The following is a 15,486-nucleotide window of genomic DNA, read 5'->3' as shown; positions in this document are numbered from 1 at the left end:
GGTTCTTCCTTGCGTCGTGGGAGGGGCTCAGACCTGCATCGGCACGCGCGGGTCCAGCGGCGCCAGCGGTGAGCCGTCGAAGGAGGTCAGGTCGGTCTCGGCACCGAGGTTCAGGTCCGAGAGCGAGGACAGCGTGCCGCGCACGGCGGTCGCGGCTGCCACCAGCGGAGAGACCAGGTGGGTCCGTCCCCCCTTGCCCTGCCGGCCCTCGAAGTTGCGGTTCGACGTGGACGCCGCCCGCTCCCCCGGCTGCAGCTGGTCGGGATTCATCCCCAGACACATCGAGCATCCGGCGTTGCGCCACTCGGCACCGAAGTTGAGGAAGATCTCGTCCAGCCCTTCCGCTTCGGCCTGCAGCCGCACCCGTGCCGAGGCCGGCACCACCAGCACCCGCACGCTCTCGGCCTTCTTGCGCCCCTCGAGCACCTTGGCCACCGAACGCAGATCTTCGATCCGCCCGTTCGTGCAGGAGCCGATGAAGACGGTGTCCACGGCGATGTCGCGCAGCGGGGTTCCCGGCACCAGGCCCATGTACTCCACCGCACGCTCGGCGGCCACCCGCTCGTTGTCGTCGCCGATCTCCTCCGGTACCGGAACCGAGCCGCTCAACGGCAGGCCCTGGCCCGGGTTGGTGCCCCAGGTGACGAACGGTTCCAGGTCAGCGGCCTCGAGCACCACCTCGGTGTCGAAGACCGCGTCATCGTCGCTGCGCAGGGTCTTCCAGTACTCCAGCGCGGCATCCCAGTCGGCACCTTCCGGCGCGTGCGGGCGGCCGGCCAGGTAGTCGAACGTGGTCTGGTCCGGAGCGATCATCCCGGCCCGGGCACCGGCCTCGATGGACATGTTGCAGATCGTCATCCGCGCCTCCATCGAGAGGTTGCGGATCGCCTCACCGCGGTACTCCAGGACATAGCCCTGGCCACCGCCGGTACCGATCTTGGCGATGATCGCCAAGATGATGTCCTTCGAGGTGGCACCCGGCGGCAGCTCGCCGTCGACGGTGATCGCCATCGTCTTGAACGGCGCCAGCGGCAGCGTCTGGGTGGCCAGCACGTGCTCCACCTCAGAGGTGCCGATCCCGAAGGCGAGCGCGCCGAACGCCCCGTGGGTCGAGGTGTGCGAGTCCCCACACACCACGGTCAGCCCGGGCATGGTCAGGCCCAGCTGCGGCCCCACCTGGTGCACGATCCCCTGGTCGGCGTCGCCGAGGGAGTGCAGCCGCACACCGAACTCCTCGGCATTGCGGCGCAGCGTGTCGATCTGGGTGCGGCTGGTCAGATCGGCGATCGGCAGGTCGATGTCCAGCGTCGGGGTGTTGTGGTCCTCGGTCGCGATGGTCAGGTCCGGGCGGCGCACCGGGCGCCCGGCGAGACGAAGCCCCTCGAACGCCTGCGGGCTGGTCACCTCGTGCACGAGGTGCAGATCGATGTAGAGCAGGTCGGGCGCCCCATCCTGCCCCTCGCGGACCACATGGTCCCGCCACACCTTCTCAGCCAGAGTTCCGGCCATCGCGCGTCACCTTCTTCGTCATGCTCTCACCCTGGATCACAGGGCCTGGGAACGGTCGATTTGCATCTCACGCTATGAGACGGCAGTATCGACCTATGGACAACTCTAGCGGAGTCGGCGTACTCGACAAAGCCGCGACCGTCCTGGGCGCCCTCGAAGCGGGCCCCGCGACGCTTGCGCAACTCGTCGCCGCCACACACCTGGCCCGGCCCACTGCGCACCGCCTGGCGGTCGCTCTGGAGCACCACCGGTTCGTCGCCCGGGACATGCAGGGGCGGTTCATCCTCGGCCCGCGGCTCGCCGAGCTGGCCGCCTCGGCCGGCGAGGACCGGCTGCTGGCCGCGGCCGGATCGGTGCTGATGGCCCTGCGGGACCACACCGGGGAGAGCGCCCAGCTGTTTCGGCGCCAGGGCGACCAGCGGATCTGCGTGGCCGCCGCGGAGAAGACGATGGGGCTGCGCGACTCGATCCCGGTCGGGGCGACGCTCTCCATGCTTGCCGGCTCGGCTGCGCAGGTACTGCTCGCCTGGGAGGAGCCGGACCGGCTGCACCGCGGCCTGCACGGGGCGAAGTTCACCGCCACCATCCTCTCCGGCGTGCGCCGGCGCGGCTGGGCACAGAGCGTGAGCGAGCGCGAGCTCGGCGTCGCCTCGGTGTCCGCACCGGTGCGCGGGCCGTCGGGCCGGGTGATCGCGGCAGTCTCGGTATCCGGTCCGATCGAGCGGATGACCCGCCAGCCCGGGCGCCTGCATGCCAACGCGGTGATGGCGGCAGCGAACCGGCTCACCGAGGTGCTCCGCGCCAGCGAAGAGAACTGACCCGGGTAGTCCACCGACAGCCCCGCTGGCGGCGAGTGAGTTCTGGCGCATGAACTCTCGCGTGTGAACTCTCGCGTGTGAACCAGTTGGGGCTATCACCCCACCCAGGCCACCCGCCAGATCTCTGCGCCTGCCGCCCGCCGCCTGCCGGTACTTGCACTCTACCTAGGTACGCTTGATACTTAGGTACGTGAGTGATGAACCGATCGACCCGCGGTGGCCCACTCCGTGGGTGCGCGCCGCCCTGGGCACAGCGACGCTCGCCGTTCTCAGTGACGGTCCGCTGCACGGCTACGGCATCGCCGTCACGCTGGCGGAGCGAGGCTTCGGCCGCCCCAAAGGGGGCTCCCTGTACCCGTTGCTCGCGACGCTGGAAGCTGAGGGCGCCGTCACGGCGATCTGGGCGCAGGGTGCCAGCGGTCCAGGCCGCAAGACCTACGCCCTGACCGACGCCGGGCGTGCCCGCCTGGCCCAGGAACGCGCGAGCTGGAGCCACCTGGTCGAGGAGCTCGGTCACCGAGGTACCGCGGAGAGGAGCTCGTGATGATGCCAACCCGGACACCGCAGACCCTGGACGACGTTGCCGGCTACTTCCGGCACGCCCGTGGTGAGCAGGCCGACGAGGACTGGGCACGCGCTGCCGCCGCACGCCTCGTGCTCGACGATGTCCGCGAGCCACTGATCCGAGAGGCACTGTTCGAGGTGGTTCCGGTGCTCGAGGATGCCCAGGAGCCGGCCGAGACGCTGTTCGGCGACGCGATCGGATGGGCCAAGGAACGGCAGGCGGACTGGCGCTCCGACGGGGTGCCGGCGAGCGCCCCCAGCGGTCCGCGCTCGGTGCGAGCCTTCGTGCACGGCACTTTCTTCGGAGCCGCTGCGGCCACACCGGCGTTCGCGCTCCTGCGCATGTTCGCCGACGGGTGGACGCTCGACTTCACTCTGATCCTGGTGATCTTCCCGCTGCTGCTCTCCGTGGGCGTCCTTGGCTTTCTGGCACTGTGGAACTGGCTGGTCCGCCGCCGGGCACGGGGCACCGCGATCGCGGTCACGGCACTCGCCCTGATCGGTTTCAGCGCAGCGGTCGCTGGCGGGTTCGCCCTCTCTCACGAGGAGGTGCTCTGGCGGGGCTCCGGCTTCTGGCTTTTCGCCGTGGCCGCCGGTTATGGCCTGCTCGCTGCCGGGACGCGCTGGATCTGGCCAGAGCTGCCGCCGCCGGACCCGGATCACCAGGTCGAGGGCGATCTCGCCTGGAAACGCCTCCTCGCCGCGTCCCTGCGCGAACGGGGCGACATCACCGAGGGCCGGCTCAAGGTGATCATCGCTGACGCCGAGAGGCACAGCGCACAGTCACAGCGGTCGCTGGCGGAGGAGTTCGGCTCACCCGCCTCCTACGCCGCGCGGTTTGCACCCGATGTGGCTGTCCGGGCCCGCCGGACGGCCTGGGGCTGGACGGCCGTGGCCATCGCACCCATCGCGGTGTTCGTGCTCTACGGGCTCGAGGACGGGTGGCACTGGCAGGCCCGGTTCTTGGCGTTGGGGCTCTGGTTCGCCGGCGCTGCCGTCGCGGCGGCCACGAGCTGGCGCCGTGCGACCGGCCAGGCAGCAGAACGCTTCTGAAGTCTGGATGGTGACGCCGGGCGCCGGTCAGCGACCGCGGAGGAACTCCTCCATCAACGGTCCGGCCGTGGCCGCACCGCCGCGACCGCCGTCGCCGACGAACACGGCGACGGCCAGGTCACCCTGGATGGCGATCATCCACCCGTGCGTGGCGTCCTCGGCTCCCTCGGCGGTGCCGGTCTTGGCGAGCACATCATCGCCCGGTACGTCCCTCAGCGCCCGGGCGGTCCCGTCCGTCACGACGGCGCGCATCGCCTGTTGCAGCAGCGTCGCCTCGGTGTGGGTCAGCGGGGTCGCGACCTCGTCGGCGTCATCCGTTGCGTCGTCCGTGGCGCCGTCGTCCGTGGCGCTCTCGTCGGTCGGCTCTGCGGAGCCATCGGTGGCGCTCGGCTCGGTCGGCTCGGCGTCGGTCGGCTCTGCGGAGCCGTCCTCGGGCTGGGTGCCATCCTCGCTGGGCGAGGCATCCTCGCCCCCGTCACCTCCGCCGTCGCCCTCCTCGGCGGGCAGAACGAGCTGCGGGGTGATCCGCTCCTCCCCCGCGATCGACGCGGCCACAGTGGCCATCGCCAGCGGTGAGGCCAGCACCTGTCCCTGACCGATCACCTCAGCAGCGAACTGGGTGCCCTCGGCCTGCTCCGGCAGCGAGCCGAGGAACAGCGGGTAGCCGAGGTCCACGCTGTCCCCGCGGCCCAGTCCGAGCGACTCGGCGGCGCTGGCCAGGTCGGCTGCACTGATCTGGTCGCGCTGGTTCATCAGTGCGGTGTTGCAGGACTGCGCGATCGCCTCCTCCAGGGTGATATCGCCGAGCGAGTCGTCCGGGTAGCCCGGGTAGTTCTCGAACTCGCGGCCGTTGACGTTCAGCGACTCGACGCAGTCGACCGAGTCACCGAGCTCCATCCCGGAGCGCAACAGCGCGAGCAGGGTGATGACCTTGAACGTCGATCCCGGCGGGTACTGCGCCAGGGTGGCCGTGGACCAGCCCTCGCTGGCCGGCCCGCTGGCAGCGGCCCGGACCTCGCCCGTGGAGGGTTGAATCGCCACCAGTGCACTCGGCGAGTCCTGGTCGGCCAGGACCTGCTCGGCAAGTACCTGCAGATCGGCGTCCAGAGTGGTGCGCAATGGCTGACCGCGCACCGGCTCGGACGTGAACACCTCGGTCGGTTCGTCGCCCTCGCCCGTGCTGATGCTGACCGTCAGGCCGGGGAAACCCCGCAGCGTGTCCTCGTGCACCCGCTGTAGCCCGGACAGGCCCACCTGGTCGCCCTGCTGCACGGCACCATCGGAGTTGTCGATGATCTCGGCAGTCGCTTCACCGACCCGGCCGAGGATCTCGTCGGCGAAGCCTGCGGTGGGACCGAGCTGGCGTTCGGCGGAGACGAGGTTCACCCCGTTCACCTGACGGACCGCCTCCATGTCCACCTCACCCGGGTCATCCTGGCGGACCTCTGTGGCCACGACGAAGGCACGGTCTCCGGCGGCGACCACCCGGTCCGCGTACGCCTGAGGATCGTCGAAGTCGAGCGCCTCGGCGAGCTTGATGGCCTGGTCCTCCCACTGGTCAGAGTCGAGGTAGGTCTTGTCGATGCCGACTCGGAAGATCTCCGTGTTGGTCACCAGCACCTCCTCGTCCGCACCGAGCACGTGCCCGCGGGGGCCGGGGCTCTGCTCGACGGCCAGGACGCCCTCCTCGCCCAGGTCGGGAGCCAGTAGGTCACGGGACCAGGTGGCCAGGTACGGGCCGCCCTCCTGCGCCGCCACCAGATGCACAGAGACCGGGTAGGTCCAGTCCTCGTCGCTGCCCGGCACGTCCCAGGTCCAGGTCAGTGCGGCATCGGCGGCGAGCCCGTCCTCTTCGTCATAGGTACTCGAGGACCAGGTGACCGCAACGGTGCGCGGCAGGACCGGCGCGAGCTCACCGAGCACCGTCTCGGTCTGCTCGGTGGCCAGCTGCCGGTCCTCTTCGCTCAGCGGTGCCGCGGCGAAGTCCCCGGTGGTCAGCGCCTCCGCGAGTGCATCGGCAGCAGCCACCTCCGGTTGCGCCTCCACTGTCTCCGGCCCACCATCGTCCGGGTCCGTGCACGCCACCAGCAGCAGGCTCCCTGCAGCCACCAGCGCGCTGGCCCGAAGTAGCCTGGCGGACCACGTCGCCCGCTGCGCTCTGCCTCTCGACATCCACTACCTCCTGGATCCAGAGGAGAGCGTAACGGGCGAACCTGACATTGCCGCGCTGGACCCACCGGGGGGCAGATATGTGGCGTGGCAGGGCCCGGTATCGGCCGAACGGACCCTTACGGTGTGGTTCTGACGCACCCCGTAAGTCAGAACGGCACCACAGTCGAGGAGCGTCGCGACGGCCGGAGCGCAATTGTGGTTGACCGGCCTGCAGGGTGGCCCGCTAGCCTGCACCGGCAGATCGACGTACTCGTCGACGTTCGGATTCGCCGGCTGCAGCCGGCCAGGAGGCACACGATGCAGGGCATCAGCGCAGGAAGCGGGGTAGGCCGACCGGCCTGCTCACCAGCACCCCGCCCCCGCGCTCTGGGACACTGACTCTCGCTTCTCAGGGCGCAGGGCTGACGCATGCCCGGATACGGGCAGACCACCCGAGACCCTGCTGAAGAAAGTGTTGTCATGACCCCACTCACCGAACGAGAGATCCGCCGCTGCTTCGTCAACGCGACCCGCGGCCAGGCGCAGCGCGCCACGGTGCCGCCGCTCGCCGATCTGGACTGGAACCGACTGGACTACTTCGGCTGGCGCGATGCCAAGGCACCGCTGGCCGGCTATGTGATCATCGAGATCGACGGCGGACCCATCGGGATCCTGCTCCGGGCACCGAGCAAAGGTGGTCACCAGCGCCAGGCGGTCTGTGCCTGGTGCGAGGACATCGTCGAGGTAGACGGGGTCAGCCTGTTCGTGGCTCCGCGAGCGGGCGCAGCGGGGCGGCGCGGGGACTCCATCGGCACCCTGCTGTGCGGTGACTTCCGCTGCTCGGCGAACGTCCGCCGTCGTCCTACCCGCGCTGAGGCGGGCACTGACGAGGGGGCCCGCGAGCGCCTGGTGGCCAGCCGGATCGCCGGCCTGCAGCGGCGGGCCGCGCAGTTCGTGGTGGAGGTGAGCCGGACCGGCTGAGACCGGGCTACTCGGCGGCCTCGACACCCCGTCCTAGGCTGATCGCGGCGGCGATCCGCCGCCGCGTCACCTCATCGTGCAGAACGGGCTCGCCCTTCTGGCCGGCCGGCTCCCGTTCCTCGGTGGGAGTGAGCAGTCGGCGCATCCCCTCGCGGAGGATCCGCTGATCGATCACCCGGCTGCCACTCAAGGTCAAGAGCGCCGCACCCTGGTCCAACGCGGCCAGCAATGCCCCCACCTCCTCCGGAAGCAACCCCTGGTGCTCCGACTGCGACGGGTCCACGATCGCCGCGTACCCCTCCACCAGGACATCCAGTCGCGTGGCCAGCTGAGCGACCAGCGACTCGTCCCGGGCAGCCGTGGCGATGAACTCCAAGGTCGCGAGGGACAGCCCCCGGATCAGCCCGGCGACCTCCTCCTGCTCGTCCGGCAGATCGGCGCTGCACCCGTCCGGGGCCTGCGACCCGAACGGGTCCCACGCGCCGTCTCCCAACGACACGTCGATGTTCTCCTCGAGCATCGCGAGGAACAGGTCGGCCTTGCTGTCGAAGTTGGAGTAGACCGCCCCCTTGGAGTACCCCGCCTCCGTCGCGATCAACGTCAGGTTCGCCTGGTGATAACCGTCCCTGGCGAACACCACTCGCCCAGCCCGGATCAGCGCGTCGCGAGTGAGCTGCTGCTGCTCACGGCGCGAACGAGGAGGGGTCACAGCCGCCAGCCTACGACGATTCTGAACTGTTGACATACCATCAGTACCCAAATACCGTGAGTCTTTCAATACTCACGGTATCTAGGATTCTGATGAACGAGGACGTACTACAGGTGACGGCACTGACCCGTAGGTTCGGTGCAGTCGTCGCCAACGATGACATCTCACTGCGGGTTCGTGCGGGTGCCGTGGTCGGTCTTCTCGGCCACAACGGCGCAGGCAAGACCACTCTGGTCTCGCAGGTGGTCGGCCTGCTCCGGCCGGACGCCGGGGCGATCCAGGTGAGCGGCTGCGACGCGGTGGCCGATCCGGCCGCGGCGCGCCGTCGGGTGTCGATACAACCCCAGGGCCAGGCCCCGATCGACGGGCTCTCCCCGCGGCTCGCGATCGAGATGAGCGCCCGGTTACGCGGCCTGTCTCGGACGGCGGCCCGGGCGGCGGCCCAGCATCTCGGCGAAGAGTTGGACATCACCGAGTGGCTCGACCGCCGGGCCCTACCGGACGGCCGGGGCCTCTCCGGTGGGATCCGGCGGCTGACCGCTTTCGCCATGGCGCTGGCGGCGCCCACCCCCCTGCTCATCCTGGATGAGCCCACCAACGACGTCGACGCGGCCCGCCGCCGTCTGCTGTGGCGTGCCGTGCGCCGCCGCGGCGACGAGGGCGCCGGCGTTCTGCTGGTCACCCACAACGTCGCCGAGGCCGAGCAGATCGTGGACGACCTGGTGATCCTGCACCGCGGCAAGGTCGTCACCTCAGGTTCACCCGCGCACCTGCGGGGCACCCAGGAGGACGACCTGCGGCTGGAGCTTCAGTCGCCACCGGCGGTCGCCGGGGCCGCCGACGAGCACGCGGTGCCGCTTGCTGTCCGCCGGAGGGTGCGCACCGGCCGGCGCCTTCTGCTGACCTTCCCCGCCGGTGAGGCGGCGGTCGCCGTGGACTGGGCCACCACGCTGCGCACCCGGGGAATCATCGAGGGCTACACGCTCGGGCCGGCCACCTTGGAGGACGCCTACCTGTCCGCCACCACCGACCGGCGGCTCGAGCCGGCCGAGACCGGACAGGAGAGCGCACATGCCTGAGGCTTCCGCCGTCGTCACCGGCCACGTTCCCCGGGCGAGGCACGCGACCACCTACATCACTCTGGTGCGCTGGTCTCTGTCGCAGGTCGGTGCCATGCTGCCGCTGATCGTCGTCATCCAGGCCGCTCTGGCCGCCGGGATCGTGATCGGCTTCGGCTTCCTCATCCCGGGCATCGATCCTGCTACGGCGCTATTCCTGTCTACCGGAACACCGACCGTCCTGCTCCTGGTCCTCGGCCTGGTGATGGTGCCCCAAGGTGTGTCCCGGGCCCGGACCGACGGGACGTTCGCCTACCTGCGCACCCTGCCCCTAGCCAGGCCGCTGCTGCTGGCCGCAGAACTGACCATCTGGCTGCTCGTTGCCCTGCCCAGCGTCGCCGTCGCCGTCCTCGTGGCCCGGCTCCGTTACGACCTGGTCCTCTCGCTGGACTGGCCGGTCCTCATCGCCGCAGCTCTCCTGGTGACCCTCACCGCCACGGCCGTCGGCTACGCGATCGCGGTGAGCATGCCGCCTACTCTCGCCCAGCTGCTCACCCAGGTCCTGGTGTTCTTCGTCCTGCTGTTCTCCCCGGTCACCTTTCCGGCCGATCAGCTACCCACCTGGTTCCAGTCCGTGCACGATTACCTCCCGGCACGCCCCGGGGCCGATCTGGTCCGGGCCGGGCTGGTGGCCGACACCTACGCCGCGAGCGGGCGTGACCTCGTTGTCCTGGTGCTGTGGTGCCTGGCCGGGATCGCCCTCTCCGTGCGAGCGCTGGTGCGTCGGTCCTGACCAGAGGGCAGAGAACAAAAAAGCACGGCCCTGGATAAACCCAGGGCCGTGCTTCGCTGTAGTCCCGACCGGATTCGAACCGGCGTTACCGCCTTGAGAGGGCGGCGTCCTAGGCCACTAGACGACGGGACCAGACACACAAAGAAGACCGTACCGAACACGTGAAATGTCCGACGATCTTCGCTGGGGTACCAGGACTCGAACCTAGACTAACTGTACCAGAAACAGTCGTGCTGCCGATTACACCATACCCCAATGGGGTACCGCGCTCACGAGTCCTTTGCTTGTGGCCAGACACGTAATCGCGCTACCGCCGGTTGACTCTACCTGAGCCGGACCCGTTGCCCAAAATCGCAGGCGTGGGGATCGTCACAGTGTCATCTGGGCCTTCGTTTCAGCACCGGCTCAGGAGTCGGCCGCGGTGAGTTCGGCCGCCTCCGCCACGGTGTGGCCGGAGGCCTGGGCGGGATCCTCCACGTGTGCCAGCGTCCGACGTCCGGCGGTGATCAGCAGCGCTGCAGCGAGCACCGAGGCGGCACCCACCCAGAACGGCAGGTGCACACTCACCCGTTCGCCGAGATAGCCGGCAAGCCACGGGGCCACCGCTCCCCCGGCGAACCGGACGAAGCTGTAGGCCGCTGAGGCGACACCCCGCTCCACCGGCGCCGCCTTCATCACCGTCTCGGTGATCAGCGTGTTGTTGATCCCCAATGCCGCACCGGCCAGGATCACGCCGGCGGCGAGCACCACCTTATGGTCGGTGAAGACGGCCATCACCACCAGGATCAGGGCGAAGGCCAGCAGCGCCCCGGTGATCGGACGCAACGTCCCGAACCGGCGCTGTAGCCGTGGCGCCAGCCACACCGAAGTGATCGCCAGCAGCACGCCCCAGCCGAAGAAGATCCCGCCGATCTCCAAGGCGCCCAGGTCCAGCGGGAACGGGGTGAAGGCGAGCAGGGTGAAGAAGCCGAAGTTGTACAGCAGCGCGGTCAGCCCGGTAATCAGCAGGCCGCGGTGGCGCAGCGCCAGGATCGGTTCGGCGAGCGAGGTCGCTCGAGGCGGTTTCGGCGTAGCCGGCACCAGGAAGATCGTGGCGACCGCGGCGATCAGCATCAGGCCGGAGACGCCGAAGAACGGGCCCCGCCAGGAGAGGTGGCCGAGCAGTCCGCCGACCACCGGACCGATCGCGATACCCACGCCCAGAGCCGCCTCGTAGAGCACGATCGCCTGACCCACGGAGCCGCGTGCCGAGGAGACGATCGTGGCCAGGGCGGTGGCCACGAACAGGGCGTTGCCCAGACCCCAGACCGCACGCCAGGCGATGATCCCGGCGACGCCGTCCTGCGTGCCGGCCATCCCGGCGCCGAGGATGATGATCACCAGGCCGAGCAGGAGCGTCTTCTTCGCCCCGAGTCTGCTCGAGACTGCACCGGTGAGCAGCATGGCCAGACCCATCACCGCCATATAGCTGGTGAACAGCAAGGAGACCTCGGACGGTGTCGCGCCCAGCTCGTCGGCGATCGGTTTGAGGATCGGGTCCACCAGACCGATGCCCATGAAGGCGATGATGCTCGCGAAGGCGACTGCCAGCACGGAACGTGGTTGACGCAGCATGAACTTCCTTGCCTGAGGCAGCGTGTGCCCCGGTCGAGAGCCGATGACGGTGCTCGCGCACCTGGGGTGCCTGCCCGCTTAGGGCGAGGCGATCAGGCGGTCGATGACGGCGATCGCCCGAGTGAGCGTGTCTCGTTCTGCCTGACTGAGCTCGTCCAGCCGAGGAGTGAGAGCGGCAGCGCGGGCGCGCCGGACCTCGCGGAGCACCGCACGGCCGGCGTCGGTCAGCTCGACCAGGCTGGCCCGGCCATCCTGCGGATCGGCCGTGCGCAGTGCCCAGCCCTCCTGTTCAGCGCGCTGCAGCTGGGCAGTGATCGTGGGTTGGCTGGACCGGTCCAGCCGAGCCAGGTCCGAGGTCCGGACCGGTCCGGTCCGCTCGATCTGCGCCAGGAGCCGTGCCTGCGCGGCGGAGACGTCGAGCCTCGCATGCGAGGTCGCCCAGCGGTTCAGCCGGGCGAGGACGGCGAGCAGGTCCGGGCCGAGCGTGTCGGCATCCAGCGGGGCCAGGTCGACGGGATCGGCGGCCGGATCAGGTGCGCTCACGTCCCGTAATATTACATAGGCTTCCTATGTTTGTCGAGGCGGCATCAATCAGGGCCCGCCGGGACGACGGGCGCTGCCACCACCATCCGCAACGCTGACTCAGGCCTGGATGATGACGACGACCCCGGAGACCACCGCGAAGGAGAGGACGAGATAGCGCAGCAGCGGACCGTCCAGCCGGTGGTGGGTGAATCTGCTCAGGAAGGACCCCAGGACCAGGAATGGCAGGAAACCGGCGGTAGCAACCAGAGTGCCGCCGTCGATGTGACCGCCGAGGCCGAGTACGGCCAGCGAGATGACCTCACCGACCAGGAAGCAGACCGCCACGGTGGAGCGCAGCGTGGGGCCAGAGGTGTGCTGATAGGCGAGCGCGAGCGGTGGACCGCCGACACCGGTCGAGGTCTCCGTGATCCCGGTGATCAGCCCGACCACGGCCAGGCCGGGTCGGTTCGGCACGAACGACGGCGCGAGCAGAGCGACCACCGCGGCGAGCACTGTCGAGATCCCGATCAGCAGAGAGAGCTGGGACACGCTGACCAGCACCAGGATCCACACGCCGATGAAGGTGCCGGCGAACCTCCCGAGGCTGATCCAGCCGACCCCGCGCCAGTCCAGGTCTGCGCGTTCGCGCCATCCGACGTACGCGTTCAGCGGGATCATCAGCACCAGCAGCATCACCGGGATGAGGGTGGGATCCACCAGGCTCACGATCGGCGCGGCCAGCATAGCGAACCCCATCCCGGCCGAACCCTGCAGAAAGGCGGCGACCAGCACGGTCAGGCCGAGCAGCAGGAAGACAGTGACGCTCATCGGCACCGGACCTGCCACCGCAGATGGTCCTCACCCATCCCGGCCGAAGGGCATGATGGGCAGATGGCGTGGTTCAGGCACAACAAGCGGCAGCAGGCGCGGGTGACGGCGCGCCGGGTGGTGGTCACCGGTGACGTCCAGGGGGTGGGCTTCCGGGCCGCGACCGTGCGCCAGGCCCGAGCCGCGGGAGTGACCGGCTGGGTTCGCAACCGCTCCGACGGTCGGGTGGACGCCTGGGCGGAGGGGCCGGCCGAAGCGGTCGCCGAGCTCGTCGACTGGCTCGCCAACGGGCCTCGGCACGCAGTGGTGACCGAACGCGAGGTCACGGACGAGCAACCGCAGGGCTACACCACGTTCGAGATCGACCGCTGATCCGCCACCCCGGCGGCCCCTCGCCCGGGAGGTGCCGTTGCTCATCGGAATGCGAGCGGTTCAGCGACAACGAGTGACACCTCCCGGTGCAGGAGCGGCGACGAGCACCTCCAGGGCGGTCAGCTGCGGGAGGGAGCATTCGCGGCACCTGGAACGAGGTCGAGCACGTCCGCAAGACCCTGGATCACTCCGATCCCGTCCGCGGCCAGGGCATCGGGGTCCTCCCCCGGGGTTCCGCGGCGCCGGCCGGGTCGGTCCAGCCACACTCCGCGCAGCCCGGCGGCGGTGGCGCCGCGCGCGTCGATCAGCGGTTCGTCACCGACGTAGAGCACCTGGCCGGGGTCCACGCCGAGCAGCCGGGCTCCCTCGTGGAAGACGCGCGGGTCGGGTTTGCCGACGCCGAAGGTGTCCAGGGTGACCAGCAACGGCACAGCGTCGATGAGCCCGACGGCCGCCAGCTTCGCGCTCTGCTGCGCGGTGCTGGCGTTCGTCACGCAGCCCACCGCCAGACCGGCGGAACGCAGTTCGGCCAGGATCGCTGCGGCGTCGTCGAACGCCACCCAGGAGGTGCTGAACGTCGCGTCCCACACCTGCGCCCAGCGTTCATATCCGGCGTTGTCCAGAGCGGTGCCGCCGAACTCGTCCTGGATCTGCTGGGCGCGGGCGAAGCGCTGGGTGCGGTAGTCCACCAGGCCATCCACGTGCGCCTGGTAGTGCCCACCGGTGTCCGCACGCCAGGTGGCGAGGACCTCCGGGTATCGGGCCGGCTCAAGGTGCGGCAGGAACTGCGCCGCCACGGCGGCCACCGCAGCGGCGAACGCGGCTGCGGTGTCCAGCAGCGTGTCGTCCAGATCGAAGAGCACCGCGCGGACCGGGTGCGGATCGGCGGGCGCCGCTGCCGGGCGCGGATCGACGGGCGCCGCTGCCGGGCGCAGATCGGCGGGCGCCGCTGCCGGGCGCAGATCGGCGGGCGTCACTGCCGGGCGCGGATCGCTGGCCGTCACAGCGTGGCCCGCAGCGCCCGCAACCGGGTCAGCGCGGAGTCCCGGCCGAGGATCTCCATCGACTCGAACAGCGGTGGCGAGACCCGCCGTCCGGTGATCGCCACCCGCAGCGGCGCGAAGGCGAACCGCGGCTTGATCCCCAGCTCGTCCACCAGCACCGCACGCAGCGCGCCCTGCTGGGCGTCGGCGGAGAAGTCCGCCAGGTCTGCCAGCACCGCAATCGAGCGGTCCAGCACCTCGGCGGCCTCCTCGCGCAGTGCCCCGCGGGCATCCTCGGCGATGGTGACTTCGCCGTCGCCGGTGAACAGGAAACCGAGCATCCCGGGCGCTTCCCCGAGCAGACTCATCCGCTCCTGTACCAAGGGTGCCGCGGCGGTGAGCAGCTCTTGCTGGGCCGGGTCCAGCTCGTCGTAGGCGGCTACCGGCAGCACTCCGGCGGCGTGCAGGTAGGGCACCAGGCGGGAGCGGAAGTCCTCCGGGGCGAGCAGCCGCAGGTGGGCGGCATTGATCGCCTCGGCCTTCTTCACGTCGAACCGCGCCGGGTTCGGGTTCACATCGGCCACGTCGAAGGCCGCCACCATCTCCTCCCGGGTGAAGATGTCGTTGTCCGGGGAGATGGACCAGCCGAGCAGCGCCAGGTAGTTCAGCAGCCCCTCGGGGATGAAGCCGCGCTCCCGGTGCAGGAACAGGTTCGACTCCGGTGAGCGCTTGGACAGCTTCTTGTTCCCCTCGCCGGTCACCGTCGGCAGATGCCCGAACACGGGCACCAGGCTGGCCACACCGATGTCCAGCAGTGCGTGGTACAGGGCGATCTGGCGGGGGGTGGAGGAGAGCAGGTCCTCCCCGCGAAGCACGTGGGTGATCTGCATCAGCGCATCGTCGACCGGGTTCACCAGGGTGTACAGCGGCTGCCCGTTACCGCGCACGATCACGAAGTCGGGCACCGCACCGGCCTTGAAGGTGACCTCGCCGCGCACCAGGTCGGTGAAGGTGAGGTCCTCGGCCGGCATCCGTAGCCGGAGCACCGGCAACCGGCCCTCGGCGCGGAAGGCGGCCTTCTGCTCCTCGGTGAGGTCCCGGTCGAAGCCGTCGTAGCCGAGCTTGGGGTCCCGCCCGGCGGCGCGGTGCCGGTCCCCCACCTCCTCCGGGGTGGAGAAGGACTCATAGGCGTGCCCGGCTGCCAGCAGCTGCGCGGCGACGTCGGCGTAGAGGTCCATCCGCTGCGACTGCCGGTAGGGGGCGTGCGGCCCGCCGACCTCCACGCCCTCGTCCCAGTCCAGGCCGAGCCAACTGAGCGCGTCGAGCAGCTGGGTGTAGCTCTCCTCGCTGTCCCGGGCGGCGTCGGTGTCCTCGATCCGGAACACGAAGGTGCCACCGGTGTGCCGGGCCTGCGCCCAGTTGAACAGCGCCGTACGGATCAGCCCCACATGCGGGGTGCCGGTAGGTGAGGGACAGAAGCGGACGCGGACGCCGGAGGGCGAGGAAGTATCGGTCATGATGGAGCCAG

Annotated in this window: 15 protein-coding genes and 2 tRNA genes; 7 read left to right on the top strand and 10 right to left on the bottom strand. The window is 69.9% G+C overall.

Going from position 1 to position 15,486, the window contains the following annotated elements; all coding sequences use genetic code 11:
• Window positions 1–27: 27 nt before the first annotated feature.
• Complete coding sequence (leuC, locus tag FU260_RS08750; protein ID WP_147916706.1) at window positions 28–1,509, bottom strand: 3-isopropylmalate dehydratase large subunit; 1,482 nt, start codon at window positions 1,507–1,509, stop codon at window positions 28–30.
• A gap of 95 nt (window positions 1,510–1,604) precedes the next feature.
• On the opposite strand from leuC, the gene FU260_RS08745 reads away from it, so the two are divergent.
• The 3 genes from FU260_RS08745 (at window position 1,605) to FU260_RS08735 (ending at window position 3,944) form a co-directional block, all read left to right on the top strand.
• Window positions 1,605–2,327, top strand: coding sequence for an IclR family transcriptional regulator (locus FU260_RS08745; RefSeq protein ID WP_147916705.1), 723 nt, complete (start codon window positions 1,605–1,607; stop codon window positions 2,325–2,327).
• Between the two features lie 190 nt (window positions 2,328–2,517).
• Window positions 2,518–2,871: a PadR family transcriptional regulator gene (locus tag FU260_RS08740; protein WP_147916704.1), complete on the top strand. Its 354-nt coding sequence runs from the start codon at window positions 2,518–2,520 to the stop codon at window positions 2,869–2,871.
• Window positions 2,871–3,944 carry a hypothetical protein gene (locus FU260_RS08735; protein WP_147916703.1) on the top strand — a complete coding sequence of 358 codons (1,074 nt, stop codon included), beginning with the start codon at window positions 2,871–2,873 and terminating at the stop codon, window positions 3,942–3,944. Before FU260_RS08740 ends, FU260_RS08735 begins: the two co-directional genes overlap by 1 nt.
• A 27-nt stretch (window positions 3,945–3,971) precedes the next feature.
• Here FU260_RS08735 and FU260_RS08730 read toward each other — a convergent pair whose 3' ends face one another.
• Complete coding sequence (locus FU260_RS08730) at window positions 3,972–6,116, bottom strand: penicillin-binding transpeptidase domain-containing protein (RefSeq protein ID WP_147916702.1); 2,145 nt, start codon at window positions 6,114–6,116, stop codon at window positions 3,972–3,974.
• 459 nt (window positions 6,117–6,575) lie between these two features.
• On the opposite strand from FU260_RS08730, the gene FU260_RS08725 reads away from it, so the two are divergent.
• Entirely contained in the window at window positions 6,576–7,076 is a 501-nt protein-coding gene (locus FU260_RS08725; protein ID WP_147916701.1) for an FBP domain-containing protein, read from the top strand.
• A gap of 7 nt (window positions 7,077–7,083) precedes the next feature.
• On the opposite strand, the gene FU260_RS08720 is transcribed toward FU260_RS08725, so the two are convergent.
• Window positions 7,084–7,785 (bottom strand): TetR/AcrR family transcriptional regulator, encoded by a 702-nt coding sequence (locus tag FU260_RS08720; RefSeq protein ID WP_168211709.1) that lies wholly within the window; start codon window positions 7,783–7,785, stop codon window positions 7,084–7,086.
• 92 nt (window positions 7,786–7,877) lie between these two features.
• Here FU260_RS08720 and FU260_RS08715 point away from each other — a divergent pair, with 92 nt between their 5' ends.
• Both FU260_RS08715 and FU260_RS08710 read left to right on the top strand, forming a co-directional pair.
• Window positions 7,878–8,864, top strand: a complete 987-nt coding sequence (locus FU260_RS08715; protein WP_147916699.1) for an ABC transporter ATP-binding protein — start codon at window positions 7,878–7,880, stop codon at window positions 8,862–8,864.
• Window positions 8,857–9,636, top strand: a complete 780-nt coding sequence (locus FU260_RS08710; protein WP_147916698.1) for an ABC transporter permease — start codon at window positions 8,857–8,859, stop codon at window positions 9,634–9,636. The genes FU260_RS08715 and FU260_RS08710 overlap by 8 nt, the downstream gene beginning before the upstream one ends.
• Before the next feature lie 59 nt (window positions 9,637–9,695).
• Here FU260_RS08710 and FU260_RS08705 read toward each other — a convergent pair.
• The 5 genes from FU260_RS08705 to FU260_RS08685 form a co-directional block, all read right to left on the bottom strand.
• Window positions 9,696–9,768: transfer RNA gene (locus FU260_RS08705), tRNA-Glu, on the bottom strand.
• 51 nt (window positions 9,769–9,819) lie between these two features.
• Window positions 9,820–9,891: transfer RNA gene (locus FU260_RS08700), tRNA-Gln, on the bottom strand.
• 150 nt (window positions 9,892–10,041) lie between these two features.
• Window positions 10,042–11,250, bottom strand: coding sequence for an MFS transporter (locus FU260_RS08695; protein WP_147916697.1), 1,209 nt, complete (start codon window positions 11,248–11,250; stop codon window positions 10,042–10,044).
• Between the two features lie 78 nt (window positions 11,251–11,328).
• On the bottom strand, window positions 11,329–11,793 hold the full coding sequence (locus tag FU260_RS08690) for a MarR family winged helix-turn-helix transcriptional regulator (RefSeq protein ID WP_235912165.1): 465 nt from the start codon (window positions 11,791–11,793) through the stop codon (window positions 11,329–11,331).
• Window positions 11,794–11,892: 99 nt separating this feature from the next.
• Complete coding sequence (locus FU260_RS08685; protein ID WP_147916696.1) at window positions 11,893–12,603, bottom strand: sulfite exporter TauE/SafE family protein; 711 nt, start codon at window positions 12,601–12,603, stop codon at window positions 11,893–11,895.
• 63 nt (window positions 12,604–12,666) lie between these two features.
• On the opposite strand from FU260_RS08685, the gene FU260_RS08680 reads away from it, so the two are divergent.
• Window positions 12,667–12,975 (top strand): acylphosphatase, encoded by a 309-nt coding sequence (locus FU260_RS08680; RefSeq protein WP_147916695.1) that lies wholly within the window; start codon window positions 12,667–12,669, stop codon window positions 12,973–12,975.
• 119 nt (window positions 12,976–13,094) lie between these two features.
• Here FU260_RS08680 and FU260_RS08675 read toward each other — a convergent pair whose 3' ends face one another.
• A complete protein-coding gene (locus FU260_RS08675) occupies window positions 13,095–13,979 on the bottom strand; it encodes an HAD family hydrolase (RefSeq protein WP_235912164.1) in 885 nt (294 codons plus the stop codon).
• Window positions 13,976–15,475: a glutamate--tRNA ligase gene (gene gltX / locus FU260_RS08670; protein WP_187368357.1), complete on the bottom strand. Its 1,500-nt coding sequence runs from the start codon at window positions 15,473–15,475 to the stop codon at window positions 13,976–13,978. The genes FU260_RS08675 and gltX overlap by 4 nt, the downstream gene beginning before the upstream one ends.
• Window positions 15,476–15,486: the final 11 nt, after the last annotated feature.

The organism is Ruania zhangjianzhongii, assembly GCF_008000995.1.
Classification (GTDB): domain Bacteria; phylum Actinomycetota; class Actinomycetes; order Actinomycetales; family Beutenbergiaceae; genus Ruania; species Ruania zhangjianzhongii.
This window is presented reverse-complemented; position numbering and strand designations above follow the sequence as displayed.